This window comes from Limimaricola sp. AA108-03, from assembly GCF_050847355.1.
Lineage (GTDB): Bacteria > Pseudomonadota > Alphaproteobacteria > Rhodobacterales > Rhodobacteraceae > Limimaricola.
This window is the reverse complement of record NZ_CP193763.1, coordinates 13,573-38,800: the sequence shown is the minus strand read 5'-3', so window position 1 is coordinate 38,800 and position 25,228 is coordinate 13,573. Positions and strand designations below refer to the sequence as shown.

Here is a 25,228-nt window from a genome sequence, read left to right as displayed (position 1 = left end):
CTGACGCAGGGCGGGCCGGACGAAAGGCCGATCTTACCCGGCACAGCAGCTCAGCATGGCCACGTCCTTGTCGAAGGTCTGCGCTGCGAGCTTCAGGCCCTCGACGGTCGTCAGATAGGGAAAGATCGTTTCGCCCAGTTCCTTGGTCGTCATGCCCGCCTTCAGCGCCATCACCAGCGTCTGGATGGTGTCGGACCCTTCGGGCGCCACGATCTGTCCACCGAGCAGCCGGTCTGTCTCCCGGTCGGCCACGAGCTTGATGAGCCCTCGCGTGTCGCGCGCTGCCTGGGCCCGGGGCACCTGGTCGAGCGACAGCACCGAGGTCTTCACATCGTGTCCCGCATCGCGCGCCTGTTGCTCGCTCAGACCGACTCCCGCCACCTGCGGATCGGTAAAGACCACCCAGGGCATCGTGCTGTTGTCATATCGCTCTTCGGCATCCGCCACGGCGTTGCGTGCCGCGATCTTGGCGCCGTAGGCTGCCATGTAGACGAACTGGTCGCGGTCGGTCACATCACCGGCGGCATAGATGCCAGGGCGCGAGGTCTGCATATCCTGTCCCACGACGATCCCGCCGCGACTGTCGGTCTGCACATCCGCCTCCTGGAGGCCGAGATCTTCGGAATTGGCACGCCGACCGGCTGTCACGACGATCCGCTCGGCGGTGACGTCCTTCGCAGTGCCCTCCTGCGTGATCCTCAAGGTGACGCCATCTTCCGACGCAGCAACGCTGTCATATTGCAGACCGGTCAGCAGCGTGATGCCCTCGGCTTCGAAAGCCTCGGTCAGGGCGTCGGACACCTCGGGCTCTGCGCCGGGCAGCAGGCGGGAGCGTGCCACGAGGGTTACCTTGACCCCCATCCGCGCCATCATCTGCGCCAGCTCCGCGCCGATATAGCCAGCCCCGACGAAGATCAGGCTCTCGGGCAGGGTCTCCAGCTCCAGAAGTGATTGGCTGTCGAGCGGTTCGACATCCTCAATCCCGCGGATCGCCGGGACAAGCGACCGGCTGCCCGTAGCGATCAGCGTTCTGGGCGCGGTAATCGTGCGATCTCCGACCTGAACACCGCCCTCGACCAACGTCGCGGGGCCTTCCTCGATGTAATCGACCCCCTCATAGTTGGGCAGCAGGTCAGCGTATTTCTTCTGGCGCAAAGTCGCGACAAGGTCGTCCTTGCCGGCGACGAGCCGGGACCAGTCATCGACCTGCGCAGCACCTGACAGGCCGGGAAATCGCGCAGCCGCGCTCGCACCATGCAGCGCCTCGGCCGCACGGATCATGACCTTCGACGGCACACAGCCAAAGTTGACGCAAGTCCCTCCGATCGTCCCATGGCCCACGAGCGCGACGCGCTTGCCAGCCTCGGCGGCGGTGATCGAGGCGGAGAACCCGGCGGAACCGGCGCCCACGACAATGAGGTCGTATGCTTTGTTTTCGTTCGAGCAGCAGTCATTCATGGTTCAGGTCACTTTCGTCGTCGGATCGGTCTTCGGTTTGGCGAGGACCAGGTAGAGAATGGCGCCGATCGCCAGCAAAGGCTCGGCCATCGAGAACAGGCCCGTGAAAAGGCCGATGGGAGAACAGCAGGCAGCCGCCATCATGGTCGGACCTCCCTGGACTTGCGGTTGAGAAAGAGAGCGTAGGCACCGGTCAGCGCCGCGGCGAGGAGCGTGAGGGTCAGCGCCCCGCGAAACTCCAGAACGATGATCAAGACCGAGAGCAGCACCGCAATGAGCGCGGCCCAGATCTTGGGGGACGGCCCGGGCCGTCCGGCACGCAGCCACAAAGCCTGCGCGACCACCGCGAGGCTGACGAACAGCAGCGGGAACAGCGCGTAGTCGAGCCACCCCGTCACCGCCGACAGGCCTGCGCCAGCCAGCGCCAGGACAAGGAGTGGCGTGAAGCAGCATATCGCCGCGAATATTGCGCCGCCGAGGCCACCCTTCAGCAGGCGGTTCGCCTCGGCCTGGTCCGGCTGCTCTCTCGGTTGATCGAGATGATCGAGACCCCGCTTCACGAACCCTCGCCACTCACCGGGTCTTCCAGAAGCGCCGCCGGGTAGCCGTTCTCTTCGACCGCCGCGATGAGGGCGTCAGTGGAGGTGACTTCGTCGTCGAAACGGACCGTATAAAGCCCCTCGCTCGGGTCTTCGCCCTCGGCGAAGTCCTCGATCACCACGCTCTCTACGGATTTCAGCGAGTTGCCGACGATGAACGAGCACGAGGGACACGTCAGTCCCCCGACCTCGAGGCGGACGACCTGTTCGGCGGCAAAGGCGGGGGCGGCGAAAAGCGCGGACAGCGCCAGGGCGCCGGAAAGGATGTTTCTCATGTCAGTGTGCTTTCAGAACGAGAGGATGTAGGGGGAGGCGTAGGGAAACAGCATGGCAATGAGGATCACTGCCGCCGCTATCCAGAGAACGGAGCGCATCGCGGTGCGGTTCATCGGGCGGGCACAGGTGCCATCGGCGCAGCGGACAGGCCGATAAGCCTTGTAGAAGCCGTAACCCAGGAACGCGGCGGCGATGCCGAAGGTATACCACTTGTAGGCATAGAGGGCGCCCATCTGGGCGATGAAAACCCCGCTGACCCCGAAGCTGACAAGCACCAGCGGCAGGATGCAGCAGGAGGTCATGGCCAGTGCACCGAGCGCCGCCAACGCGGTGGCCGTCCACCCGCGGCCTTCCGGGACGTCTGACGCGTCCCTCGGCAATGCAGAATCCGTGGTGTCCATGCATGGTGTCAACGGCGGGCCAAAAACCGGCCACGCGGCGGCGCAAAACCAGGCCAGTTGCGAGGCGGCAAGCGCCATGACGCGCTCGCTTGCCCCATAGCTGGGGCGTGGCATGGCGCATTGGCCCGCGGGGCCAATTCATCCGGCGAGGATCAGGTGGCGGCTACGGCCTTTCGAGCCCGGCTTTGGCCGAGCCGATAGCTGTCGCCATTCATCTCGAGGATATTGACGTGGTGGGTCAACCTGTCGAGCAGCGCGCCGGTCAGGCGTTCGGTGCCGAAGGTTTCGGTCCACTCATCGAATGGCAGGTTGCTGGTGATCATCGTCGAGCCGCGCTCATAGCGCTGCGAGATCACCTCGAACAGGAGCTCGGCGCCGGTCTTCGACAAGGGCACGAAGCCCAGCTCGTCGATGATGAGCAGCTTGACGGTGGCCAGCTGCTTTTGCAGGCGAAGCATGCGGCGCTCGTCGCGGGCCTCCATCAGCTCGTTGACCAGCGCAGCCGCCGTGATGAAGCTCACCGACAGCCCTTTCTGGCAGGCGGCCAGCCCCAGCCCGAGGGCCACATGGGTCTTGCCGGTTCCACTGGGCCCCAAGGCAATGACATTCTCGCGCCGGTCGATCCATTCGCCTCGGGCGAGGTCCAACACCTGCATCTTGTTCAGCTTGGGGATCGCCTTGAAATCGAAGCTGTCGAGGCTCTTGGTCGCCGGGAACTTCGCGGCCTTGATGCGGCGCTCGACCATCCTGCGCTCGCGGTCGATCAGCTCCAGCTCGACCAGGCGGGCCAAGAACTGGACATGGTCCAGCCCCTCGATGGCGCACTGGCGGCCGAGCTTCTCATGTTCCCGCAGGAAGGTGGGCAGCTTCAGCGTCTTCAGATGATCCGCGAGCAGGATCTTCGGCGAGTCGATCATGCCGCATCTCCCGACAGGAGCGACATGTAGCTGGCCACCTTCGTGGACGCGACATGAGCGCGCGGCAGATAGGGATAGACATCGAGGTCCAGCTTCGGCGGCCGTTTCTCGACCTGGCAGAGAACGAGATGCTTCACGGCATCGAAGCCGACCGCGCCCAAGTGCAGGGCTTTCTTCACGGCGGCGTGGAGATCGTCGATGTCGAAGGTCTCCAGCAGGCGCAGGACTTGCACATACTCCCGCCGTCCCGCCTTGGTCATTCGCGCCTCCATCAGGCGTCGCAGAGTCGCGAACGCCGGCGGCAGGTCCCATTCGGCCAAGGGGGCCGCCTGGTCCAGGCGTTGATCTTGCGCTCGATCAGCGGAAGGTAGTGGACCGGGTCGAAGACCATGTCCTCGCGGCCGTAGCAGCGGGGATGGCGTGCGATGACCTGACCGCCGCAACCGATCATGACCGCATCGACATACCCCCTGATCCAGACATCGCGGTGGCCATAGGCGACCGGCACCGAGTAATCGTTGGTCCTGTAGCGCACCAGGGCTTGGGAGCTGACCCGTCCGGTGGCCTGATCGCAGGCATCGAACGGCGCGGCCGGCAGGTCGGCCATCGCTGCCAGATCCCGCGCGAGCCGCTCTCCGATGGTCTCGGACTGGCCGCGCAGGACATCAGCCTGGCGCTTGCGGCACTGTCCCTCCAGATAGGCGTTGAACGCGTCCCAGCTTGCGAACCGCGGGATCGGCACCATGAAGTTGCGGCGCGAGTAGCCGACCAGACCCTCCGCGTTGCCGTTCGCCATTGGGCTCGAACCAATGGCGCCTTCAATGGCTCACTCGTTGCCCTTGCCGGGCCGGCCGTAGCGGTCGCGGAACAGGTAGTGCGACAGAAACCCGCTGAAGAGCGTGGCGCGCTTGCGCGTTCCGTCCGGCAGGATCTTCGCCACCAGGCAGCGGTCGTTGTCGTAGAGGACCGAGGCGGGCACCTTGCCGAAGAATGCAAAGGCATGAACGTGGCCATCGACCCAGGCTTCCGCTGTCGCCGCGGGATAAGCCCGCACGAAACAGGCATCGCTGTGCGGCAAGTCCATGACGAAGAAATGCGCCTTCTGTTCGATCCCGCCGATGACGACCACCGCCTCGCCGAAGTCGGCCTGGGCGTGACCGGGCGGATGCGCCAGCGGCACGAACATCTCGCGGCCGCGCCGTTCGCGCGCCCGCATGTAATCCTTCACGATCGTGTAGCCGCCGCGGAAACCATGCTCGTCACGAAGCCGCTCGAATACCCGCTTGGCCGTGTGCCGCTGCTTGCGATGAACCGCGCGATCCCCCTCCAGCCAGCCGTCGATGATCCCCGTATAGGCATCCAGCTTCGGCCGCTTCACGGGCGCCGTGCGGCGGTAGCCGGGCGGAGCAGAGAACGCCATCATCTTGGCTACGCTGTCGCGCGAGATGTTGAAATGACGCGCCGCCTTCCGCTGGCTCATCCCCTCGGCACAGGCCAGTCGAACCTTGCGATACAAGTCCACGGTGAAAATCCTCCCGCCCTCCCTGCCTCCAGAAAGGGTAAAGGTGGACGACTTTTACGCCGCCCGCAGCAGGCTCACCCCGCCGCTACCGCGGCCGACTTTCTCACCGCCGTTCTCACTGGGTCAGTTCTCGGTGACAGCCAACAGGTCCGGGGAAAATCCGGATGGATCAGGCAGCTTGGTGATGGTAGTCTCTTCTGTGGTTGCCGCCCGTAGTGCAAGAAGCTTTTGACAGTATTGGCTTGTGATCGATTGCGAACTTCTTGTCGCTGACCCTTTGCTTGGGGTCAGCCAACCGCGCCTGTCGCGCACCCCGCGTGGCGGGCAGGCGCAAGGGTATCTGCTAGGGCTTCGCTTTCGCGAGGCTGGAATACCACGCCGAGACCGCCTCGATCTGCTCCTCCGTCAGATTCCGGGCAATCTCGTCCATAACATGGGCGAAGCGCGTTCCGCCGCGGCGGCTTTCCTTCCAAAGCCGCAGATGCTTGCTGAGATACCATTCAGGCTGACCAGCCAGATACGGATAAAGCGGATTCCTTTCCCGGCCCGCCGGACTATGACAACTCTGGCAGGCGGGAACCTTGCGCTGTCCAAACCCTTCAACGGCGATGCGCTGCCCCAGTTCGAGGACGTCCTCGCGGGTCGAGGGCGGTCCTGCACTCGCCGTCAGCGGGATCTCGGCATAGGCAAGATCGCCTGCGCCCTCCAGGACCCCGGCCTCATCCTGAGGCGTATCCAGTGGCATGAGAAAGGTTTCCATCGCATCGCTGGCGAGCCCTGCATCCACGACTGGAGCGTCGTCGACCGGATCTACGGCCAGATTCGGAACCTCCGCTTCCGGGCCGAGAACCGCAGCATCGCCCGCTCTCTCCAGAGGCACAGGCTGATCTGCGAAATAGCGCGCGAGTTCCTCTAGGACCTCCGATGGATAGCGGCTCGCGGGCGGCTCCATGAATCCGCTGTCCCGCCGCCCGAGCGCAAAGGCACGCAACGTCGCGTAGAGATATGGTGCGGGCTGACCGGCAATGATCGGAAAGGCGTCCTCGGCGTCGCCTTCCCCGCGGCCCAAGCCGTCGCGTCCGTGGCAACGCACACAATCCGCGAGGGCGTTTTCGAAGATCCCGTCGAGAGCCGCGGTGGTCTCGCCACCTGGTTCGAGGTCGTTATCCGCGAGCCCTCCGCCCAAGGCGAGTTCGGCGTATTCGGTGCGTGTCATTTCGGGGAGGGCACGCAGGAACGCCACCTGGGCCCATACCTCGTCATCCCGCTCTTGCGCCGGCCAGGCCGGCATGCCGGAATACTTGATCCCGTTCTTGACCATCCAGAACAGTTCCTCGTCGCTCCACTCGTTCACCTTTTCCTCTAGGCGCGGAGGAGCGGGGGTCATCTCTTTCACGACCGGGGATTGCGGCACGCCCGGCGCGCCATGACACGCGGCGCAGCCCGTCGCATAGTGGCCGGCAGAGCGACGCACGAGCGCCGGATCGTCGAGATTGAGATCCTTGGGCTTCACAATCAGCATCGACTGCGTCTCGACGGCGTTCTCCATGGTCCAGCCAAGGTACCATCTCGTCACAGCAAAGTGCCCCGACGAAGCAGCAATCGAGACCAGCCCCGACCAACCGACAAGAAGCGCGCCAGCGATACCGATAACCGCCAGCCCCGCCACCCTCTTCCAAGTCAGGACGACCTTCAGTCGCATTGTAAACGCTCCCCGCTTCATGACGGTGCCAGTGACAATCCAACACTCAGACTCGCTGGCAATTGGGAGAGATTCCGCGAGCTTCGCCGGACAAGCTTCATCGGCAGTCCCAGATCAACAGGACCGGCATCGTTTCGAAGATCACGGCCACGAACGAAAGAGCGGCCAAGAGCAGGGTCGAGAACTCGAGGAACCTCTCCCGCGCCCTCACCGTATACTGGTCATTCCGGAAGCCGCCGCCGTCGGCGCGCCACTCGCGGAACGCTCGGCGTAGAATGAGCGCGATCAGCCCGAGTGAGACCACCGTAACGACGATGACCGCCACCCGCGTGCTGACGATCTCCTTGAAGGGATCGGCGTTAGGGGCGCAACGATAGGCGGCGAGAAAGTAGCTGAACAGAAAGTGGAATCCCCAGACAATCGGTGCGGCGATCAAGGTCCAGAGATTGTCCTGCGTCTTTCCGAAAACCTGCATTTCCGCCTCACGCCAGCATCGGGAAGAAAGCGATCGTTGCAACGGTCAACACCACAGTAGCGGCCATGAAGTGCCAGTATAGCACGACATTCCACAGATCCATGTCGTGCTCGGGCGTCAGCCGCCCGGTCAGGGACCGGGCCAGGCAATATGCGAGCATCAGGCTTCCCACGACGCCGTGAACAGCCGTCCAGATCGCCAGAACCCAGACCGTCGCCGGATAGACATGGACTGTCGGATTCAAACCGGTCACGAAGGGACCCCAGAGCAACGCCGCGCTGGCTCCGAAAGACAGAATGGCGCCGCTCGCCATCAGCGCGCGGGCCACACCGACTCGTCCGGCACGATTGAGCCTGCGCGCGAGCAGGCTCGCGCCCCATGTCGTCGCAAACAGAAACAGCGAGACGCTCGGCCACAAGATGCCCGGGCCGACCTCTGCCGACGGAGGAAAATCGATGTGGATCGTGAAAAAATAATAGTATCCGAAGATCAGGCCGATGAAAGCGGTCGCATCGCCGGTCATCGTGATGAACATCGCCCACCAGCCGATCGATTGCGGCCCCGACTTGTAGAGCGGAAGCGTGAGGCCGAGCCCGACGTCTTTCTCCGTCTTCTCTGGAATCTGCGCGGTGCCGCGCCAGAGCCAGACGATGATCGAGACGGCCGCGAGCCCCATTGAGATAATCGTGGCGGCCCACCAGTGGAATGTTGCGAAGATGAACACGGCGCCGGTGAAGACCGCGGCAATCATCGGCATAAAGCTGGGACCCGGCACCCGCAGGCATTGCAGCGGCTCGCCGTCGAGCACCGAGGTAATCAGAGTTTCGCGCTTCATCTCCTGGGCGTCAGGCAGGTAGAACCGTCCCTTGTCGACATCGTCTATGAAGTTCGGCTGCTCCCAGAGAGGATAGCGCGAGGTGATAATGGGGACCGACCGCACACCCCAGTCCTCGCCAGGCATCTCGGTCAGCCATTCGAGGGTTCCAGCGTTCCAAGGATTCCGCTTCGCGTAAGGCGCGTTGCCGCGCGGACGCAGCACGTCCCAGACGATCACGAGGAAACCGCTGGCGAAGACGAAGGCGCCGATGCTGGAGACGAGGTTGGCGGTCCCGACGCCCAGCTCCTCGGAGTAGGTCCAGACGCGGCGCGCCATGCCGGCCAATCCGGAGTAATGCATCGGCAGGAATGCGACGTTGAAGCCCACGAACATGAGCCAGAACGCCACTCTTCCGAGCTTGTCGGAGAGACGCCGACTGCCGACTATCGGCCAATAGTAATAGATCCCCGCCGCCAACGGAAACAGCATCCCGCCGATCAGCACATAGTGAAGGTGGGCGACGATGAAGTAGGTATCGTGCGCCTGCCAGTCGAAGGGGACCAGCGCGACCATGACACCGGTGAGCCCGCCGATCACGAACGTAGCAAGGGCCCCCGAGACGAAGAGCATCGGTACCGAGTAGATCACGCGGCCGGTGAGAAGGGTGGCCAGAAACACGAAGATCTGCACGCCTGTCGGTATCGCCACCGCCTCCGAAGCAGCCGAGAAGAAACCGAGCGAGATCGAAGGCAGGCCCGTGGTGTACATGTGGTGCACCCAGAGCCCGAAGGAGATGAACCCGGTCCCCACCGCCGCGAGCACGATCCACGAATAGCCGAGGATCGGACGCTGTGCGAAAGTGGGCACGATCATCGCGACCAGCGCGATGGCCGGCAGGAACACGATGTAGACCTCCGGATGGCCGAAAATCCAGAACAGGTGCTGCCAGAGGACCGGATCGCCGCCGCGGCTCGGGTCGAAGAACGGCCAATCGAACATCCGCTCGAGTTCGAACAGGATGTCGCCGGCAATCAGAGGCGGGAACGCGAACAGGATCATTCCCGCGACTACCAGAACGTACCAGGCATACAGCGGCATGAGGTTCAGCCGCATTCCCGGAGGACGGCATTTCAGCGTTCCGACGATCAGCTCGACCGCCGCGGCGATCGAGGCGACCTCGATGAAGGACAGGCCCAGCAGCCAGATGTCCGGCCCATAGCCCGGGGTGTACTGCTCGTTCGTGGTCAGCGGCGGATACATGAACCAGCCGGCGTTCGGCGCCGCGCCGAAGAAGATCGAGCCGCAGACGAAGACGCCGCCGATTAGGAAGCACCAGAACCCAAAGGCGGACAGACGCGGGAACGGAAGGTCTCGCGCTCCCAACATCTGCGGCAGGAGAATGATCGCGACAGCTTCGAAGATCGGCACGGCGAAGAGGAACATCATCGCCGTGCCGTGCAGGGTGAAGACCTGGTTGTAGAGAGTGGCCGACAGGAAATCGTTTTCTGGAACGGCAAGCTGCACCCGCACCATCAGCGCGAGAACACCGGCGAACAGCATGAAGCCGAAAGCCGCTGCCGTGTACCAGACACCGATTTCGGTGTTGTTGACCGCCGACCAATAGCGCCACCCCTTCGGCGCCGCCCAGACTTTCCGAAGCCGCTCTTCCTGGCCCCGGCGGACCTCCTCGTCCTCCTGGTCCGGCTCGGCCGGAGTTTCGATGGTGCCGTCAGTCATTCGAGGGACCCCAACCATTTCGCGATGCGGGCAATTTCCCCGTCCGGCAATACGCCGAATGCCGGCATCTCGACCCCCGGCTTGAGGTGGTCAGGGGAAGCGATGAATGCGGCAATGTTCTCCTCCGTGGCCGGGAGAAGGCCTGCCGCGATGGTGCGCCGGCTGGCCAGGTGCGTTAAGTCGGGGCCCACGTCCCCGTCGGCCGGCGTTCCCCGAACCGAATGGCACGCCGCACAGCCGTTCTGCATGAAGAGATCGAGACCCGGGCTGTCAGCGACCGCTGCAGGCTCGGCCTGCGCCCTGACATACGCTTCGAAGTCGGCGTTGGTCACGACGACCACGCGAAATTCCATCTGCGCGTGAGCCGTGCCGCAGAACTCTGCGCAGGCGCCATTGAAGACGCCGAGCTCGGTCGGTTCGAGTATCAGCCGGTTTACCCGGCCGGGTATCGCATCCATCTTTCCGGCAAGCGGCGGTACCCAAAAGGAGTGGATCACATCCGGGCTGCTGAGGAGAATCTCGGTGCGCTGATCCACCGGTATCCAGATCTCGTTGGCGCTGGGGATCCCGCCCTGCGGAAGGTTGCGCACCACACCGGGATCGCCCTCGACACCGTAGGCAATGCGCCACCAGAACCGCTCGCCCGAGACCGCGATGGTCGGGCCGTCGGCGGGGCGGCGCAATTCGGGCATCATCTTGAGGCCCCAGAACAGCAACCCCGCCAGAACGACGGTAGGAAAGATGCACCCACCCCAGATGATGAGGCGCAGGCCGCTCTTTTCGCTATGCTGCCCGGGCGTGGCCTTGGTCGCATAGTAGCTGATCCCGATCACGACGATCCAGATTGCGACAGCGCCGGCCAGCATGATCCAGAAGAGTGACAGCACCCGCTCCGCCTCGACGCCGGCTGTGTCGAAGGTTGATTGCGGGCCTTCGCAGGCGGAAAGAAGGAGAACGATGAGCAACATACTCGCGACGCTATGCCTGTTCATTCGCTAACGCCCTTCTGTGCCCCGCACGGTCGCTCGCCCGTTCGCCGGATGCGTCTTCTCCATTTTGCCGAACCATACAGCGACGAGGGCGACCATGGCCATGAGATACATCATCGCTCCGGCCGTCATCATAAGAAGCCCAGCAAGCTGCTGGTCTTCGAGCAGCGAAAAGCCCCATGCGGCAGGACGGGCACCGTAGCTTGCGTAAAATGCCGTCGGAGCGAAGGCCAGCAGGGCGCCGACGATCAGTGAAAATTTGAAGGTGATCACGAGCGCAATCATACCAGCTCCGAATTCTTGGCCGCGCATCTGGCAGATCGCGGTCCAGAAGAGTAAGGCGGAAACGAAGAGCGATGCATGCATGGTTGAATGTACGACGCCGTCATTCAGCGAGAGCGCAATCGCCGACGGGATATGCCAGATCAGGAACACGACCAGCTGCAGAACGGTTGCAACGCTGATTGCAGTCGCCCAACTCCAGCTCCTTCGCCACGAATTGGATGCAGCGAGGAGCGCGAGTTTCCTCTGCCAGCTCCTCGGCAGCGCGCGCATTGTGGTGGGAATGGGTAGACCGAGGACAAGAAATGGAGCCGCCAGACCCATCAGCACGATATGTTGGCCCATATGAGCAGCGAAGAGGTTCTCGCCCAAAGCATCCAAAGGCCACACTAGGGCCGCGATTAGGCCCATGATGCCCAGGAAGAACGAGCACACGCGCCAGACAGGGACTCCACGATTCCGCCCGGCCTTTTTCCAAGCCAGATGAACGCCTCTCGTATACACGGCCACGGCGATCGCGACCGGCAGAATGACGGAAGGTTGCAGAGACCAAGCCGTCCAGAGAGCATGCGGCGCCAGAGGCGTCCCATCGGTATGGGCTTGAAGTGGAGGCGCGGCGGCGATGAAGAATAGAGGCAGGCACGTCTTCCATCCGCTATCAAGTGTAAGGAGCTCCGAGCGTCCGCTCGACGCTGTTGTATGTAGCACGATTCTTTTGACCCCTACTTCCTGCACCTGTGCTAGTTCCTGACCCGCTCATGACCGCAACACGCCGAGGCGTGCTAGGCTTTCCGAGACCGCCCCCACCGTTGCCGCCAATGGCTTCTAACTGTCGAACCGTCTCGTCTCAGGGCGGGTGAGGTTATCCAATGTCCGGCTCCCACGTTGCAATTGTCTTAGAGTGCCGGTCAGTGCGAAGCGGGGAGAAGTCGTTGCGGTGAGCCGGGTTCATCTTCATGTCTTCCTGAAGCGCAGCCGCTCCGAGCTTCTCTTCGCAGGCGCTTGCGATGGCATATCATCGTCATTCAGAGCTTTCGTGAACATGATCTTTTCCATTTCTGTCCGCCTCTTGGTGACCGAACAGCTCTGCATTTGTGTGCGCATTACGGACATGTTCGAACTCGAGGGTGGAATGGTTGATGGCAAACTCCTGCTTCAGCTCCTTCTTGACCGCCGCCTTCACCGCCTCGAGGCGGTTCCAACCGTCGTCAGCTTGAGCTGCCCCAACTGAGTGCTCCAGGTTAATTGTTAATGCATGGTGGGCCTCCGGTCGATGGACACGATGCTTTCCGGCGCCGGCGGGCGATAGCCAAGGGCGCTGTGGGGCCGGACGGTGTTGTAGTGCCTCCGCCATCGCTCGATCAGGATCTGGGCCTCGCGCAGCGTGTAGAAGATCTCCCCGTCGAGCAGCTCGTTGCGAAAGCGGGCATTGAAGCTCTCGCAGTAACCGTTCTCCCAAGGTGATCCGGGTTCGATGAAGGCGGTCTTGGCACCCACGGCTTCGATCCAGTCTCGCACCTTCGTGGCTACGAATTCAGGTCCATTGTCGGAGCGAATGAACTCAGGCGGCCCGCGCAGGATGAACAGGTCCGTCAACGCATCCACCACGTCGGTGGAGTTGAGCTTTCGATCGACACGGATCATCAGCGCCTCCTTCGTAAACTCATCGATGATATTGAGGATGCGGTAAGCCTGGCCGTCATGCGTCCGGTCCTGGACGAAGTCGTAGGACCACACATGGTGGGGCCGCTCCGGTCGCAGACGAACGCACGAGCCATCGTTCAGCCACAGCCGGCTTCGTTTCTTCTGCTTCTGGGGGACCTTCAGCCCCTCGCGTTTCCAGATGCGCTCGACCCGCTTGAGGTTCACCTGCCAGCCAGACTGCTTCAGCAGCGCCGTGATGGGACGGTATCCGTAGCGGCCATACTGGCGCGCCAACTCGATGATGTCCGCCGTCAGGCGCGCTTCGTCCGGTCGGCCGCGTGGCACCTTTCTCTGCGTGGAGCGGTGCTGGCCCAGCGTGCGGCAGGCGCGGCGCTCGGACACCCCCAGCTCCTGCCGCACATGGTCGATGCATTGGCGTCGGCGCGAGGGGCTTAGAAGTTTCCCTGCGCCGCCTCGGCCAGGATGAGCTTGTCGAGCGTCAAATCGGAGACCGCCCGCCTGAGCCGTTGGTTCTCTTTCTCGAGCTCCTTCAACCGCTTCAGCTGGCTCCGGCTCATGCCGCCATATTGCCGGCGCCATCTGTAGTAGCTCTGCTGCGTGATCCCGACCTGGCGCACCGCATCGGCGACCGGCATGCCTTGCCCGTGCAGCACCTCGATCTGCCGCAGCTTCAGCACGATGTCCTCGGGCTTTTCGCGCTTTCCAACCATCCTGTAGTCCTCCTCCTGACGAGATAAATCTATCTCAGTGGGCGGAGCACTCCATTGGGGGCAGAACATAGGAGCTCTCCCCGACGCCCTCCTCAGCGGCCAGGCTCGGCCCCGAGGCCTCTCTCGAACCGCTCCGCCGCACCCATGGCCGCTTTCATCAACGCGTCGAAATCTTCTGGCGGGTTGCCGTCGTTCAACATCCCGGTGAAGGTCGCATAGGCATCGGTTTTGCTGCCATAGGCGCGCAAGGTCTTCTCGTCGTTTACCCACGCAAGCACGATGATCTTTGCCTCACTGCTGAACCGGTAGAACAACCGATACTGCTGGAAGAACTTTGCTCGGAACCAGTGCCGGCGGTGATCGCCAAGTGTGTTGCCCTGCCGGAAGTCTCGGGCGCCCGGATCAGCTGGTATCGCCTCGGTCACCAGCTTGAGAATTGCAGCCAATCGCTTCGTGCAGTTCTTCCTGTGCCAGTTCTGAGGGTCGCGCGCCTTACGGCCTTCGACCTCAGCGATCAGCGCTTCCAGCTGTTCAAGGAAGACTGGGTGCGCATAGATCGACCATCCGTTGATGACGAGCGGCGCTTCGGCGGGCGCAGCACCGCCAGTCATTCGTCCTCAGGCGACAGTGGCTCACCGAGATCGATTTCGACCTCTCTGACCAGTGCCTTCAAGCGGTCATGCAAGGCACCCTCGAACGCCTGAAGACGTTCCGGATGCGCTGTGATGTCAGCTGCGATGAAGTCGAGGAATGCACCAAGCGCGGGATCTTCTTCTTCGGCATGCACAGGCTCGATATAGACACGGCCGTTCGGCTCGGTGCAGTAGCGAATTGTATCACCCTTGTCCAAGTGCAGCTGCTTGCGCACGCCGCTTGGCACGGTCGTCTGATAGCGATCGGTGAGCTTCGAGACATCATGAGCGAGCGCGGTCACAGCAGACTCCTGAGCAGGTTGGCCGTTTCGACACCAGGTAGATAATGCATTTGCATTGTCATGTCAAGTTGGGCACAGATTCCCGCTATGAGAGAATGAGGAGTCGAGTTCTCACCCCAAGAGACGTTCCCTATGGTCATGGTCGGTCGCAGCTGGTTTGGCGATCGCGGTCCATGCCGCTGGTGCATGGTGCCGCTCCCATAAGCTGAGATTGAGTGAACTTTGCCTGTCAGAACCGCTTTGCTCGCAGTCTCCCTCGCCTCCGCCTACGCATCAGGCACCCACGCACAGGGCGCTCCCGGCGGGTCGTTGGTCGAACTTTGCAACAGTGAATCTCAGACGGATAACTTGGTGTGCACGGCGCTGATTATCGGGACGACCTCAGGCATGCGGTATGGGGTCGACGCTGGTGCCATGGCGATGGGCGCTGACGTCGAAAACCTTCACATAATCGGCCACGAAATTCTAAAGGCATGCACTCCACGAGACGCAACGGGTGGTCAGTTGCAGGCTATCGCTCTCAAATTTCTAAGAGCCCACCCCGAATTTTGGCATGAGCATTCCCCTGCCATCGTCCATCGAGCGCTGACGAAAACGTTTCCCTGCTGACCCACAAACGGTCCGCATCCAATCAGACAGTCAGTCAGGAACCCGATCAGGATCCCATCCAGCCCGGATAGGCTTCACGCAGAGCGTCCAGGTCAGCGCGGTAGTCGAGATACGCCTGCGCGCGCTTGTCTGGGAAATGACTGCCATGCTTCTGCACCTTGTCGAGCGCCTCGACAAAGCCCCGCACATAGGAGGCTCCGGCACCATAGAAGCTCTCGTAGCGGCCTGGCTTGAGCTTTGCCTCGGGCAGCTGGCGTTCGACATTCACTCCAATGTCTTTGGCGATGAGGAGCATATACTTCCTGACCGCGTTCGGGCCTCTCTTGGGTGCGTTCGGTTTGATCTCGGGTGCGGCAGGCTTGGAGGGCGCTGGCTTAGCGCCGAACTCGGGCGCGTCGGCGCGGTTCGCATAGTAGGCCAGGCCATCGCGGTCATAGTTGGCGAGGTGATGATCGCCGTTGTCGTCAATCCAATCGTTCTCTGCCTCGGCATCCCAGCTCCTGAGCACGGCAGAGGGAGCAGATCCGTTGCTGACGCCAAAGGAGCCAGTCGGTGCGTTCTTGTCTTCGATGATCGCAGCGTCGAGCTTCTTCCTCAGGTTCTTGTGGAGAACCCAGGCCCTGCGTTCCGGATTCCACTTCGCTGTTTTGAACTTGCGGCGAAACCAGCCCTTCTTGGCATAGGGGAGCCTGACGATGAGCGTGTCGCCCTCTCGCTCGTATCCGATCGCGTTTCCCAACATCGAAATCTCCTCGCAGCCTGTGTCTGTTCGCACTTAGAAGATTGTGCCCGATCGCCTAGATCGAAGCCTGATCGACAAGAAAGCTGCGGCACACCGCTCGCCCGCCTAAACATGCCAAGGAAGATTTGTCGGGAGGCATCCAGTAGTCCCGTAATGGGGGATCGGGATACTCGTGCCTAAGGTAAGAGAAGCGCTCTTAGGGTGTGCAGGAAGTCGGTCCAGAAGGTCTCGGCTTCCGAGGGACCAATGCTGAGACCGATGATTTCACGGCGCCCATCCGTGTTCACGGCCACGGCGATTATGGCCGCAGCCGAGACGATCCGTCCGCCCTGACGCACCTTCAGGTAGGTGGCGTCGAGCCAGAGGTAGGGCCAGTCACCAGCCAGGGGAGTAGGTGTCTGCGAAGAAGATGCGTTCAATCGCAGCAACCCGGAAACGAGCGATCCGCGCTGGCGCGGCAGTCCGTCCGCAGTCAGCCAGGCAGCCGGTCAGTATTTATCGGTATGCGCCCATCTATACCGGTATACCTCCAAAAATACCGGAGTATACCGCTGTTAAATCAACGCACTACGCTGCGCCTCACCACACTGATAGGGAAGAGACGCCACGGATGGGTCACTTAACGAACCAAACCGTTTTGTCGTTCCTGTCATAGAACCAAGCTTCCTCTCGAGGCGGCGACAGCGGAAGCCTGGGTCGATGGCCACGTTCATGCCTTTGCATTCTTCGGCAAGGTGCCCGCCTCGGTCCTCTACGACAACGACCGCTGCCTGGTGGCGAAGATCCTGCCGGACGGAACGCGCAAGCGCGCCACGCTCTTCAGCGGGTTTCTGTCGCACTACCTGTTCCGCGACCGCTACGGCCGGCCCGGCAAGGGCAACGAGTGAGCCATTGAAGGCGCCATTGGTTCGAGCCCAATGGCGAACGGCAACGCGGAGGGTCTGGTCGGCTACTCGCGCCGCAACTTCATGGTGCCGATCCCGCGGTTCGCAAGCTGGGACGCGTTCAACGCCTATCTGGAGGGACAGTGCCGCAAGCGCCAGGCTGATGTCCTGCGCGGCCAGTCCGAGACCATCGGAGAGCGGCTCGCGCGGGATCTGGCAGCGATGGCCGACCTGCCGGCCGCGCCGTTCGATGCCTGCGATCAGGCCACCGGACGGGTCAGCTCCCAAGCCCTGGTGCGCTACAGGACCAACGATTACTCGGTGCCGGTCGCCTATGGCCACCGCGATGTCTGGATCAGGGGGTATGTCGATGCGGTCATGATCGGTTGCGGCGGTCAGGTCATCGCACGCCATCCCCGCTGCTACGGCCGCGAGGACATGGTCTTCGACCCGGTCCACTACCTTCCGCTGATCGAGCGCAAGATCAACGCCCTGGACCAGGCGGCCCCCTTGGCCGAATGGGACCTGCCGCCGGCGTTCGCGACCCTGCGACGCCTGATGGAGGCGCGAATGACCAAGGCGGGACGGCGGGAGTATGTGCAAGTCCTGCGCCTGCTGGAGACCTTCGACATCGACGATCTCCACGCCGCCGTGAAGAAAGCCCTGCACTTGGGCGCGGTCGGCTTCGATGCCGTGAAGCATCTCGTTCTCTGCCAGGTCGAGAAACGGCCGCCGAAGCTGGACCTCGATGTCTATCCCTATCTGCCGCGCGCTCATGTCGCGTCCACGAAGGTGGCCAGCTACATGTCGCTCCTGTCGGGAGATGCGGCATGATCGACTCGCCGAAGATCCTGCTCGCGGATCATCTGAAGACGCTGAAGCTGCCCACCTTCCTGCGGGAACATGAGAAGCTCGGCCGCCAGTGCGCCATCGAGGGGCTGGACCATGTCCAGTTCTTGGCCCGCCTGGTCGAGCTGGAGCTGATCGACCGCGAGCGCAGGATGGTCGAGCGCCGCATCAAGGCCGCGAAGTTCCCGGCGACCAAGAGCCTCGACAGCTTCGATTTCAAGGCGATCCCCAAGCTGAACAAGATGCAGGTGTTGGACCTCGCCCGAGGCGAATGGATCGACCGGCGCGAGAATGTCATTGCCTTGGGGCCCAGTGGAACCGGCAAGACCCATGTGGCCCTCGGGCTGGGGCTGGCCGCCTGCCAGAAAGGGCTGTCGGTGAGCTTCATCACGGCGGCTGCGCTGGTCAACGAGCTGATGGAGGCCCGCGACGAGCGCCGCATGCTTCGCCTGCAAAAGCAGCTGGCCACCGTCAAGCTGCTCATCATCGACGAGCTGGGCTTCGTGCCCTTGTCGAAGACCGGCGCCGAGCTCCTGTTCGAGGTGATCTCGCAGCGCTATGAGCGCGGCTCGACGATGATCACCAGCAACCTGCCATTCGATGAGTGGACCGAAACCTTCGGCACCGAACGCCTGACCGGCGCGCTGCTCGACAGGTTGACCCACCACGTCAATATCCTCGAGATGAATGGCGACAGCTATCGGCTCGGCCAAAGCCGGGCTCGAAAGGCCGTAGCCGCCACCTGATCCTCGCCGGATGAATTGGCCCCGCGGGCCAATGCGCCATGCCACGCCCCAGCTATGGGGCAAGCGAGCGCGTCATGGCGCTTGCCGCCTCGCAACTGGCCTGGTTTTGCGCCGCCGCGTGGCCGGTTTTTGGCCCGCCGTTGACAGATCGCGGTGCCCAGGCTCAGGTACACCGCCCCGAAGACCAGCCACATGCCCGTCTGCACTCCGACAAGCCTCTGTCCAAGCAGAACGACCAGACCGCCGAAGCCGCCCATCACGACAATCCTCGCCATCAAGAAAACCAGTGCCGCACTCATCCTCTGCGCAGCGGGGCGGTGTCGCTGCCCCTCGAGAAACAGCACATGCGCCCCGAGTGTGCAGGGCTCGACGAAGCCGAGCAGCCCGAGACCGAAGGCAGGCAGCAGCGTCTGAAAGGTGATGTCCATGGTGCAATGGTATCGTTGAAACCGGTGGGCGAGGCAAAGCCTGGCCCCGCTAATGGCCGGGAACGCAGACATGGAAGGGCCGCAGCGCTATCTCGACAACGGCACCGCCCTCCACCGTACGAAAGCCAGCGGGTTCCGCCCCTGCCTGTCCTGCGGCATGACGCCCCCGGCCACATTTGGCACCACACCGACCGCGTGCTGCGCGAGATCATCCTGTGCGACATCGCTGCAATGGTCGGCAAGGGCTACGAAAGCCGTCCTATTCAACTGTGGTGGTCCATGCCGTGCTGGTCCGGGTTGTAGGGGTTGCCCGCCTTCGGGTAGAGATAGACCTTCGTGCCCAGAGGGACCTTCTCGTAGAGCTCGATGATGTGGTCGTTCACGAGCCGCGCGCAGCCGTTCGAGACCGCTCGACCAATGGTCGAAGGCTGGTTGGTGCCATGGATGCGCAGATAGGTGTCGCGGCCGTCGACGAAGAGATAGAGCGCCCGCGCGCCGAGCGGATTGTCGAGCCCACCGGGCATCCCGTCTTCCGCATACTTCTCATATTTTTCGGGCTCCCGCTTCACCATGGCCGGCGTAGGCTTCCAGCTCGGCCACTCTTTCTTCACCTGCACGACATAGCGTCCGGCATGATAAAGGTCGTTACGCCCGACGCCGACGCTGTAGCGGATGGCCCTGCCCTCCGGCAGCGTCCAGTAGAGCGCGAACTCGTCCGGCATCACGTGGATCTCCCCGGGGGCGATACCCGCCGCGATCTCGACTTCGCGCGGCAGGAACTTCTCAGGCAATTCCTGGCTGGAATGCGCCCATGCCGATCCGGGAAGCCAAGCGCTTGCCGCTCCAAAACCTGCGGCCCGTGTCAGAAACTGTCGTCTTTGCATGCCATTCGCCTCAATGCTCGACCGGTTACCATGACTGAAAGTCTGCCCGGCTCTGTGGGTTCATCACTCAAATCGATATGCCGGAAGAACCTGCTCCGGCGCCACACACGAACCAGTCAGCCACTCTCGGTCAGGGGCACCTTGCCGCCCATCACCTGAAGCATGAACGAACCCGACGCAGTGATCATCAGGAAGCCATGGAAAGCCTCGATCCCGGTGATGAACCGCAGATGGCCGTCCGGGTTCAGGTCGCCCCGCCCCAGCGTGGTGAAATTGACCAACGAGAAGTAGAAATAATCCATGATGCCTACGTCCTTGGTCTCAGGGCCCGGCACGTTCAGTTCGCCAATCCCCAGCCCCCGCGCCGCCCATAGGAAGATCGCCGTGTAGACCAGCGCTTCGATCACATGCGCAGTGGTAACCGCGCCGACGGTTAGCGCGAGGTGGCGACCACGCTTTGTGTTGCCACCGCGGGCGATCGCATCGGACACGGTCTTCAGCGTCCCGTAATGGATCGCGGTGCAGATCGCGACGACGAGGATCGAGAGCAAGATAGCCTGGATCATGCGGGCTCAATGAGGATCGGGGCAGATCCGTTCCCGATCAATCCCGCGCCTTCTCGAGCAGGGCGACCATCTCGCGGAACTTGGAGCGCTGCTCATCGGCGTCGCCCGACAGGATCGCCGCCTCCATGCAGTGGTTGGCGTGGTCTTCGATCAGGAGCCGTTCCACCGCCTTGAGCGCCGAGCGCACGGCGCAGGCCGGGAAATCGCGCAGCCGCGCTCGCACCATGCAGCGCCTCGGCCGCACGGATCATGACCTTCGACGGCACACAGCCAAAGTTGACGCAAGTCCCTCCGATCGTCCCATGGCCCACGAGCGCGACGCGCTTGCCAGCCTCGGCGGCGGTGATCGAGGCGGAGAACCCGGCGGAACCGGCGCCCACGACAATGAGGTCGTATGCTTTGTTTTCGTTCGAGCAGCAGTCATTCATGGTTCAGGTCACTTTCGTCGTCGGATCGGTCTTCGGTTTGGCGAGGACCAGGTAGAGAATGGCGCCGATCGCCAGCAAAGGCTCGGCCATCGAGAACAGGCCCGTGAAAAGGCCGATGGGAGAACAGCAGGCAGCCGCCATCATGGTCGGACCTCCCTGGACTTGCGGTTGAGAAAGAGAGCGTAGGCACCGGTCAGCGCCGCGGCGAGGAGCGTGAGGGTCAGCGCCCCGCGAAACTCCAGAACGATGATCAAGACCGAGAGCAGCACCGCAATGAGCGCGGCCCAGATCTTGGGGGACGGCCCGGGCCGTCCGGCACGCAGCCACAAAGCCTGCGCGACCACCGCGAGGCTGACGAACAGCAGCGGGAACAGCGCGTAGTCGAGCCACCCCGTCACCGCCGACAGGCCTGCGCCAGCCAGCGCCAGGACAAGGAGTGGCGTGAAGCAGCATATCGCCGCGAATATTGCGCCGCCGAGGCCACCCTTCAGCAGGCGGTTCGCCTCGGCCTGGTCCGGCTGCTCTCTCGGTTGATCGAGATGATCGAGACCCCGCTTCACGAACCCTCGCCACTCACCGGGTCTTCCAGAAGCGCCGCCGGGTAGCCGTTCTCTTCGACCGCCGCGATGAGGGCGTCAGTGGAGGTGACTTCGTCGTCGAAACGGACCGTATAAAGCCCCTCGCTCGGGTCTTCGCCCTCGGCGAAGTCCTCGATCACCACGCTCTCTACGGATTTCAGCGAGTTGCCGACGATGAACGAGCACGAGGGACACGTCAGTCCCCCGACCTCGAGGCGGACGACCTGTTCGGCGGCAAAGGCGGGGGCGGCGAAAAGCGCGGACAGCGCCAGGGCGCCGGAAAGGATGTTTCTCATGTCAGTGTGCTTTCAGAACGAGAGGATGTAGGGGGAGGCGTAGGGAAACAGCATGGCAATGAGGATCACTGCCGCCGCTATCCAGAGAACGGAGCGCATCGCGGTGCGGTTCATCGGGCGGGCACAGGTGCCATCGGCGCAGCGGACAGGCCGATAAGCCTTGTAGAAGCCGTAACCCAGGAACGCGGCGGCGATGCCGAAGGTATACCACTTGTAGGCATAGAGGGCGCCCATCTGGGCGATGAAAACCCCGCTGACCCCGAAGCTGACAAGCACCAGCGGCAGGATGCAGCAGGAGGTCATGGCCAGTGCACCGAGCGCCGCCAACGCGGTGGCCGTCCAGCCGCGGCCTTCCGGGACGTCTGACGCGTCCCTCGGCAATGCAGAATCCGTGGTGTCCATGCATGGTCTCCTTGCGATCATCTGCAAGGAGGCCTAAGGTCTGTAGCAGATACAGGCTCAAGGACTTTCCGAATGGGAAAAGATCACCCTTCCGTGAAGCCGATGCAGCGAGCCGCCCTTGCCCGGGCCACCGGATGCAACCTTGAGACCATTCGCTACTACGAGACGGTCGGCGTCATGCCCGATCCGCCGCGGGACCCGAACGGCTACCGCAGCTACGGTGAGGATCATGTGCGCCGATTGCGCTTCGTCATGCGCGCGCGTGATCTCGGATTTTCTCTCGAGGAGATCAGAGGGTTGCTCAGCCTCGTCGACAGCCACAACCAGACTTGTGCCGAGGTGAAGGAGATCGCCTCGGCCCATCTCAAGGATGTGCAGGACAAGATCGTCGATCTGCAACGGATTGAAAGAGCATTGAGCGACACGGTGGCGCAATGCAGCGGAACCGAGGTCCCGGAGTGCCCCGTGCTGGACGCCCTGCTGGACTGAGCGCCGGTTACTCCTGCGCGGTCGCCTCACAAACACGGCTGCCAACAGACTCAACGCCGACCCAAGCGCTGAGATATCCGCCTCGTCAACTCGACCGCATCTCGGTCCGGCGCGCAGGGATCGCCGCGAGTTTCAGACCACGTATCGGTCCCAGCTGCCGTAATGCTCCGCGCTACGCCGACCCCGAGGCAGGCTGAGAATGATCAGCGCCAAGCCGGCCAGGATGCCAACGAGGCTTCCCGGGACCGTGCCGCCACCCAGCAGCCAGGGCGCGATCACGAGCCATAGTCCGAAGCCCAGATTGAGGAAGCGCAGCGGTCGCGCGACCTCGGCCCACGCGATCACGGCGGTCGTCAGGACCAGCGCGCCTACCAGATGATCACTGCCCGCCAAGGGCATCTCGTTGCCGAAGATGGCGCGTGACAGCATCAAGAAGGCGCCGAGGGCGGCGCTGAGGCCAAGGGTCCATGGGACGGTGACACCGCGCGCGCTTTGCCGAAGCAGCTTCGTAGGCACGGCATCGAAGCTCATCGAACCTCCGCTTGTCGACCCCGGCAACGCATCGCCTTGGAAGAAGGCACGCCAGAATGGGCGGCCGCGCCGCGTATTCCAGATCATGAACTGGATCATTGCCACGATCTCGTCGAGCGAGAACGGGATCATGATCAGCATCGCCGCCGCCGCCAACAGGCAGATCGTGCAATAGGTGCCAATCGTGATCGGCTGAATGATGATGAAGTAGATGCTCACGATCCCCAATGGACCGACGACGATGCCGAAGAGCGCGACCATCCATGGCATCGTGCGCCACCGCTTTCGACTTCCCATCACCCCCATCAGGATTTCGAACATGTAGCTCATGGCGCCCAGCCCCCCGTCGGCCACCGGCCAAGCCTTGGAGACGTCGGAGGTGACGATATATTCGCTGCCGTTCAGAGCCGAAGGAGAAGAGAAGAATGGCTCCCAGATGCCGTCGACATGACCCAGCTGGTAGGCAGACAGGATGCGCGACAGAAGAAAGCCCACCACTCCGAGCGCGATGATCGGCAGTCGTTGCACGTAGGTGGACGGACAGTAGGTCCAGCCTGGCGGTATGTCGCCTTCATCCATCATGCCTTCGCGCGACATGCCGGGCATCATCGGGATCAGGATGGTCAGCGCGATGACGAGCGCGCCGATCAACGTGTCGTTCGCATAAACCGCCGGGTCCGGCGTCCAGAAGACCAAAGGCGCCGTCAACAGCCAGACCCCCAGCGCGGCGTTGGCCCATTGCGCCCAACCGTTGCCAGGCCGCATCGAGATCAGCGCCAGGGCAGTGATCGCCAGTCCTGTGAAAACGTCATTCCAGGCCGTCAACCAGCTGCGCGTTGCCGCGGCCCAAAGTCCACGATCTTCGGTGACACGCTGCACGGCGGCGCTGAACTCGGTCTGGTCGAAGGTGCCGAAAACGGAAGGCGCAGTGGCCAGCCAAAGACCCAGCCCGGCCACCAGCCAATGCACCCAGAGCATCTGGAAATGCATCATTCGCATGTGGTTGTCGTGCTCGCGCGCGGCCGAGTCCGCTTCGGCGGGGCTGTCGTCCTCGCCGTGCTGCTCGGCATTCGCCTGCACGACCTTGGTCGCGGAAACCCGCGCGGCATTCAGCCCGTTTTCCGAATACCAGTGATAGGGATCATCCTTCAGATTTCGCAGGATGCGCGGCATGTCTTCCCGCAGGCCGTGCTGCGGCTGCCAGCCCAACTGCTCCCGGGCGGTCGAAAGGTCCAGCTCGTAGTGATCGGAGGATATGTCCACCATCCAGGCTCGGATAAAGGCGTCCTCGCCGAAGATCCGGTTCTCACCCCAAGCGCCGGTCTTGGCGAGTTTCGGCGGGATGTTCCAGGTGATCCAATCCTCTCCATGCAACTCGTGCCCGATCAGGCGCTGCAACTCTCCGAAGGGAATGGGTTCGGCTTCGCCCAACAGAACCGGAAGCACATCCGGGAGATCCATCCGACGATCCACGATGCGTTCGATCGCATCCAGCAGGTCTTCGAGATGCAGAAAGGCCTGTCCGCGTGACAGATCGCCCGGGTAGACTTTGCCGCTGAAGCGCTTCTCGTAAATGCGCGCGATCTGGTGAGCCAGGAACGTGGAATGCCCCTGGTCGTCGTAGATGCCGGCAGGGCGCATCAGGACAAGCTTTTCTTCGCCCTTCTCCTGTCTCAACATCGCCTCGGTGCGCACCTTCGAGGCACGGTAGGGAAGCTTCGTATCGAACGGCACGTCTTCATCGATTGGCTGCCCCGGCGAAGTCGGCGCATGCGCGAGCATGGTGGAGGCAAAGACGAACTGCTCGAGCTGGAACTCCTGCAATCCCTTCAGCAGCCGCTTCGTCCCCTCCACCGTCACGGCGTCATATGCGGGGCTGTCCTCACCCGTCAGATCGAAATAGGCCGCGAGATGAATACACACGGCAATGCGATCGCCATAGGCAAGCCGCACCCTCGCCAGAGCTTTGTCTACGCTTTGCTGATCGGTGATATCGAAACAGACACATTCCGCTTGGTGAGGCGGGTGTGGTGGCGAATGGCGATCAAGCCCGACAACGCGGTAACTCTGATGCAGGCGTCGCACGACCGCTCCGCCAAGATAGCCGCTGGAGCCGGTGACGAGAACGACGGGTTTGTCCGGTGTCTCCGTCATTCCTCACCTATTTGCGCAGATACTTCACCAGCGCCAAGATCGCGAGGATCACCAGCACAAGGATCACCAGCCACCAGATCCCCATGCCGAACATCATTCCGCCGTCCATCATCTATGTCTCCTGTGCTGTAGCCGCACCGATACTCGTAAGGCCTTCG

Annotated in this window: 28 protein-coding genes and 4 pseudogenes; 6 read left to right on the top strand and 26 right to left on the bottom strand. The window is 62.7% G+C overall.

Annotated features, from left to right (window positions below; all coding sequences use genetic code 11):
- Positions 1 to 33: 33 nt before the first annotated feature.
- The 12 genes and pseudogenes from merA to ACRAQ3_RS21285 all read right to left on the bottom strand — a co-directional run bounded on the left by merA (position 34) and on the right by ACRAQ3_RS21285 (position 11,679).
- Positions 34 to 1,458: a mercury(II) reductase gene (merA, locus tag ACRAQ3_RS21340; protein WP_432257191.1), complete on the bottom strand. Its 1,425-nt coding sequence runs from the start codon at positions 1,456 to 1,458 to the stop codon at positions 34 to 36.
- Between the two features lie 3 nt (positions 1,459 to 1,461).
- Complete coding sequence (locus ACRAQ3_RS21335) at positions 1,462 to 1,602, bottom strand: hypothetical protein (protein WP_162620627.1); 141 nt, start codon at positions 1,600 to 1,602, stop codon at positions 1,462 to 1,464.
- Positions 1,599 to 2,018 (bottom strand): mercury resistance system transport protein MerF, encoded by a 420-nt coding sequence (gene merF / locus ACRAQ3_RS21330; RefSeq protein ID WP_099278756.1) that lies wholly within the window; start codon positions 2,016 to 2,018, stop codon positions 1,599 to 1,601. Before merF (ACRAQ3_RS21330) ends, ACRAQ3_RS21335 begins: the two co-directional genes overlap by 4 nt.
- Complete coding sequence (locus ACRAQ3_RS21325; RefSeq protein WP_254050207.1) at positions 2,015 to 2,332, bottom strand: heavy-metal-associated domain-containing protein; 318 nt, start codon at positions 2,330 to 2,332, stop codon at positions 2,015 to 2,017. The genes merF (ACRAQ3_RS21330) and ACRAQ3_RS21325 overlap by 4 nt, the downstream gene beginning before the upstream one ends.
- Before the next feature lie 12 nt (positions 2,333 to 2,344).
- On the bottom strand, positions 2,345 to 2,734 hold the full coding sequence (locus ACRAQ3_RS21320; protein ID WP_089885471.1) for a mercuric transporter MerT family protein: 390 nt from the start codon (positions 2,732 to 2,734) through the stop codon (positions 2,345 to 2,347).
- A gap of 152 nt (positions 2,735 to 2,886) precedes the next feature.
- Positions 2,887 to 3,651, bottom strand: coding sequence for an IS21-like element helper ATPase IstB (istB, locus tag ACRAQ3_RS21315; protein WP_432257189.1), 765 nt, complete (start codon positions 3,649 to 3,651; stop codon positions 2,887 to 2,889).
- Positions 3,648 to 5,173, bottom strand: a pseudogene (gene istA, locus ACRAQ3_RS21310) (IS21 family transposase). Before istA ends, istB (ACRAQ3_RS21315) begins: the two are co-directional and overlap by 4 nt.
- A gap of 343 nt (positions 5,174 to 5,516) precedes the next feature.
- Positions 5,517 to 6,875 (bottom strand): c-type cytochrome, encoded by a 1,359-nt coding sequence (locus tag ACRAQ3_RS21305; RefSeq protein WP_216823331.1) that lies wholly within the window; start codon positions 6,873 to 6,875, stop codon positions 5,517 to 5,519.
- 97 nt (positions 6,876 to 6,972) lie between these two features.
- On the bottom strand, positions 6,973 to 7,350 hold the full coding sequence (locus tag ACRAQ3_RS21300; protein ID WP_099278611.1) for a hypothetical protein: 378 nt from the start codon (positions 7,348 to 7,350) through the stop codon (positions 6,973 to 6,975).
- A 7-nt stretch (positions 7,351 to 7,357) separates the two neighbouring features.
- A complete protein-coding gene (gene ctaD, locus ACRAQ3_RS21295) occupies positions 7,358 to 9,904 on the bottom strand; it encodes a cytochrome c oxidase subunit I (RefSeq protein ID WP_099278610.1) in 2,547 nt (848 codons plus the stop codon).
- Entirely contained in the window at positions 9,901 to 10,872 is a 972-nt protein-coding gene (gene coxB, locus ACRAQ3_RS21290) for a cytochrome c oxidase subunit II (RefSeq protein WP_216823329.1), read from the bottom strand. The genes ctaD and coxB overlap by 4 nt, the downstream gene beginning before the upstream one ends.
- Before the next feature lie 27 nt (positions 10,873 to 10,899).
- Complete coding sequence (locus tag ACRAQ3_RS21285) at positions 10,900 to 11,679, bottom strand: cytochrome c oxidase assembly protein (protein WP_269398769.1); 780 nt, start codon at positions 11,677 to 11,679, stop codon at positions 10,900 to 10,902.
- A 397-nt stretch (positions 11,680 to 12,076) separates the two neighbouring features.
- Between ACRAQ3_RS21285 and ACRAQ3_RS21280 the strand changes: the two genes are divergently transcribed.
- Positions 12,077 to 12,406 carry a hypothetical protein gene (locus ACRAQ3_RS21280; RefSeq protein WP_432257190.1) on the top strand — a complete coding sequence of 110 codons (330 nt, stop codon included), beginning with the start codon at positions 12,077 to 12,079 and terminating at the stop codon, positions 12,404 to 12,406.
- Positions 12,407 to 12,423: 17 nt separating this feature from the next.
- Here ACRAQ3_RS21280 and ACRAQ3_RS21275 read toward each other — a convergent pair.
- The 3 genes from ACRAQ3_RS21275 to ACRAQ3_RS21265 all read right to left on the bottom strand — a co-directional run bounded on the left by ACRAQ3_RS21275 (position 12,424) and on the right by ACRAQ3_RS21265 (position 14,484).
- Positions 12,424 to 13,550, bottom strand: a protein-coding gene (locus ACRAQ3_RS21275; RefSeq protein WP_099278606.1) for an IS3 family transposase whose coding sequence is annotated in 2 segments (ribosomal slippage) — positions 12,424 to 13,286 and positions 13,286 to 13,550 — 1,128 coding nt in all. Because the reading frame shifts where the segments join, the coding sequence is not laid out codon by codon here.
- A gap of 92 nt (positions 13,551 to 13,642) precedes the next feature.
- On the bottom strand, positions 13,643 to 14,161 hold the full coding sequence (locus ACRAQ3_RS21270; protein ID WP_099278605.1) for a type II toxin-antitoxin system YhaV family toxin: 519 nt from the start codon (positions 14,159 to 14,161) through the stop codon (positions 13,643 to 13,645).
- Positions 14,158 to 14,484 (bottom strand): type II toxin-antitoxin system PrlF family antitoxin, encoded by a 327-nt coding sequence (locus tag ACRAQ3_RS21265; protein WP_099278604.1) that lies wholly within the window; start codon positions 14,482 to 14,484, stop codon positions 14,158 to 14,160. Before ACRAQ3_RS21265 ends, ACRAQ3_RS21270 begins: the two co-directional genes overlap by 4 nt.
- A gap of 222 nt (positions 14,485 to 14,706) precedes the next feature.
- On the opposite strand from ACRAQ3_RS21265, the gene ACRAQ3_RS21260 reads away from it, so the two are divergent.
- Positions 14,707 to 15,093: a Rap1a/Tai family immunity protein gene (locus ACRAQ3_RS21260; protein ID WP_367869652.1), complete on the top strand. Its 387-nt coding sequence runs from the start codon at positions 14,707 to 14,709 to the stop codon at positions 15,091 to 15,093.
- Positions 15,094 to 15,139: 46 nt separating this feature from the next.
- Here the strand turns inward: ACRAQ3_RS21260 and ACRAQ3_RS21255 are convergent, their stop codons facing one another.
- Positions 15,140 to 15,835 carry a hypothetical protein gene (locus ACRAQ3_RS21255; protein ID WP_099278603.1) on the bottom strand — a complete coding sequence of 232 codons (696 nt, stop codon included), beginning with the start codon at positions 15,833 to 15,835 and terminating at the stop codon, positions 15,140 to 15,142.
- Positions 15,836 to 16,032: 197 nt separating this feature from the next.
- A pseudogene (locus ACRAQ3_RS21250) lies at positions 16,033 to 16,224 on the bottom strand (transposase); the annotation flags it as partial.
- A 243-nt stretch (positions 16,225 to 16,467) separates the two neighbouring features.
- Here ACRAQ3_RS21250 and ACRAQ3_RS21245 point away from each other — a divergent pair.
- From ACRAQ3_RS21245 to ACRAQ3_RS21235, 3 genes and pseudogenes are all read left to right on the top strand, one after another.
- Positions 16,468 to 17,553 (top strand): annotated as a pseudogene (locus tag ACRAQ3_RS21245) (Mu transposase domain-containing protein); the annotation flags it as partial.
- Positions 17,550 to 18,314, top strand: a complete 765-nt coding sequence (gene istB / locus ACRAQ3_RS21240; protein WP_432257189.1) for an IS21-like element helper ATPase IstB — start codon at positions 17,550 to 17,552, stop codon at positions 18,312 to 18,314. The pseudogene ACRAQ3_RS21245 and the gene istB (ACRAQ3_RS21240), both read left to right, overlap by 4 nt.
- Positions 18,315 to 18,388: 74 nt before the next feature.
- Positions 18,389 to 19,045, top strand: a complete 657-nt coding sequence (locus ACRAQ3_RS21235; protein WP_432257188.1) for a hypothetical protein — start codon at positions 18,389 to 18,391, stop codon at positions 19,043 to 19,045.
- On the opposite strand, the gene ACRAQ3_RS21230 is transcribed toward ACRAQ3_RS21235, so the two are convergent.
- From ACRAQ3_RS21230 to ACRAQ3_RS21195, 8 genes and pseudogenes are all read right to left on the bottom strand, one after another.
- The gene (locus ACRAQ3_RS21230) at positions 19,006 to 19,626 is read right to left on the bottom strand and encodes a L,D-transpeptidase (protein WP_173812398.1); all 621 of its coding nucleotides are present in this window, start codon (positions 19,624 to 19,626) and stop codon (positions 19,006 to 19,008) included. The two genes, ACRAQ3_RS21235 and ACRAQ3_RS21230, sit on opposite strands and share 40 nt — an antisense overlap.
- Before the next feature lie 116 nt (positions 19,627 to 19,742).
- The gene (locus tag ACRAQ3_RS21225; protein ID WP_099278780.1) at positions 19,743 to 20,192 is read right to left on the bottom strand and encodes an ion channel; all 450 of its coding nucleotides are present in this window, start codon (positions 20,190 to 20,192) and stop codon (positions 19,743 to 19,745) included.
- A 37-nt stretch (positions 20,193 to 20,229) separates the two neighbouring features.
- On the bottom strand, positions 20,230 to 20,418 hold the full coding sequence (locus tag ACRAQ3_RS21220) for a metal-sensing transcriptional repressor (protein WP_269398937.1): 189 nt from the start codon (positions 20,416 to 20,418) through the stop codon (positions 20,230 to 20,232).
- Positions 20,384 to 20,620 (bottom strand): annotated as a pseudogene (locus tag ACRAQ3_RS21215) (FAD-dependent oxidoreductase); the annotation flags it as partial. The pseudogene ACRAQ3_RS21215 and the gene ACRAQ3_RS21220, both read right to left, overlap by 35 nt.
- A gap of 3 nt (positions 20,621 to 20,623) precedes the next feature.
- Positions 20,624 to 20,764, bottom strand: coding sequence for a hypothetical protein (locus ACRAQ3_RS21210; protein ID WP_162620627.1), 141 nt, complete (start codon positions 20,762 to 20,764; stop codon positions 20,624 to 20,626).
- Positions 20,761 to 21,180 carry a mercury resistance system transport protein MerF gene (merF, locus tag ACRAQ3_RS21205; protein WP_099278756.1) on the bottom strand — a complete coding sequence of 140 codons (420 nt, stop codon included), beginning with the start codon at positions 21,178 to 21,180 and terminating at the stop codon, positions 20,761 to 20,763. Before merF (ACRAQ3_RS21205) ends, ACRAQ3_RS21210 begins: the two co-directional genes overlap by 4 nt.
- Positions 21,177 to 21,494 carry a heavy-metal-associated domain-containing protein gene (locus ACRAQ3_RS21200; RefSeq protein WP_254050207.1) on the bottom strand — a complete coding sequence of 106 codons (318 nt, stop codon included), beginning with the start codon at positions 21,492 to 21,494 and terminating at the stop codon, positions 21,177 to 21,179. The genes merF (ACRAQ3_RS21205) and ACRAQ3_RS21200 overlap by 4 nt, the downstream gene beginning before the upstream one ends.
- 12 nt (positions 21,495 to 21,506) lie before the next feature.
- Positions 21,507 to 21,896 carry a mercuric transporter MerT family protein gene (locus ACRAQ3_RS21195; RefSeq protein WP_089885471.1) on the bottom strand — a complete coding sequence of 130 codons (390 nt, stop codon included), beginning with the start codon at positions 21,894 to 21,896 and terminating at the stop codon, positions 21,507 to 21,509.
- A 72-nt stretch (positions 21,897 to 21,968) separates the two neighbouring features.
- On the opposite strand from ACRAQ3_RS21195, the gene ACRAQ3_RS21190 reads away from it, so the two are divergent.
- The gene (locus ACRAQ3_RS21190) at positions 21,969 to 22,385 is read left to right on the top strand and encodes a MerR family transcriptional regulator (RefSeq protein WP_173812399.1); all 417 of its coding nucleotides are present in this window, start codon (positions 21,969 to 21,971) and stop codon (positions 22,383 to 22,385) included.
- A gap of 132 nt (positions 22,386 to 22,517) precedes the next feature.
- Here the strand turns inward: ACRAQ3_RS21190 and ACRAQ3_RS21185 are convergent, their stop codons facing one another.
- Complete coding sequence (locus ACRAQ3_RS21185; RefSeq protein ID WP_432257187.1) at positions 22,518 to 25,070, bottom strand: NAD-dependent epimerase/dehydratase family protein; 2,553 nt, start codon at positions 25,068 to 25,070, stop codon at positions 22,518 to 22,520.
- Positions 25,071 to 25,228 lie beyond the last annotated feature (158 nt).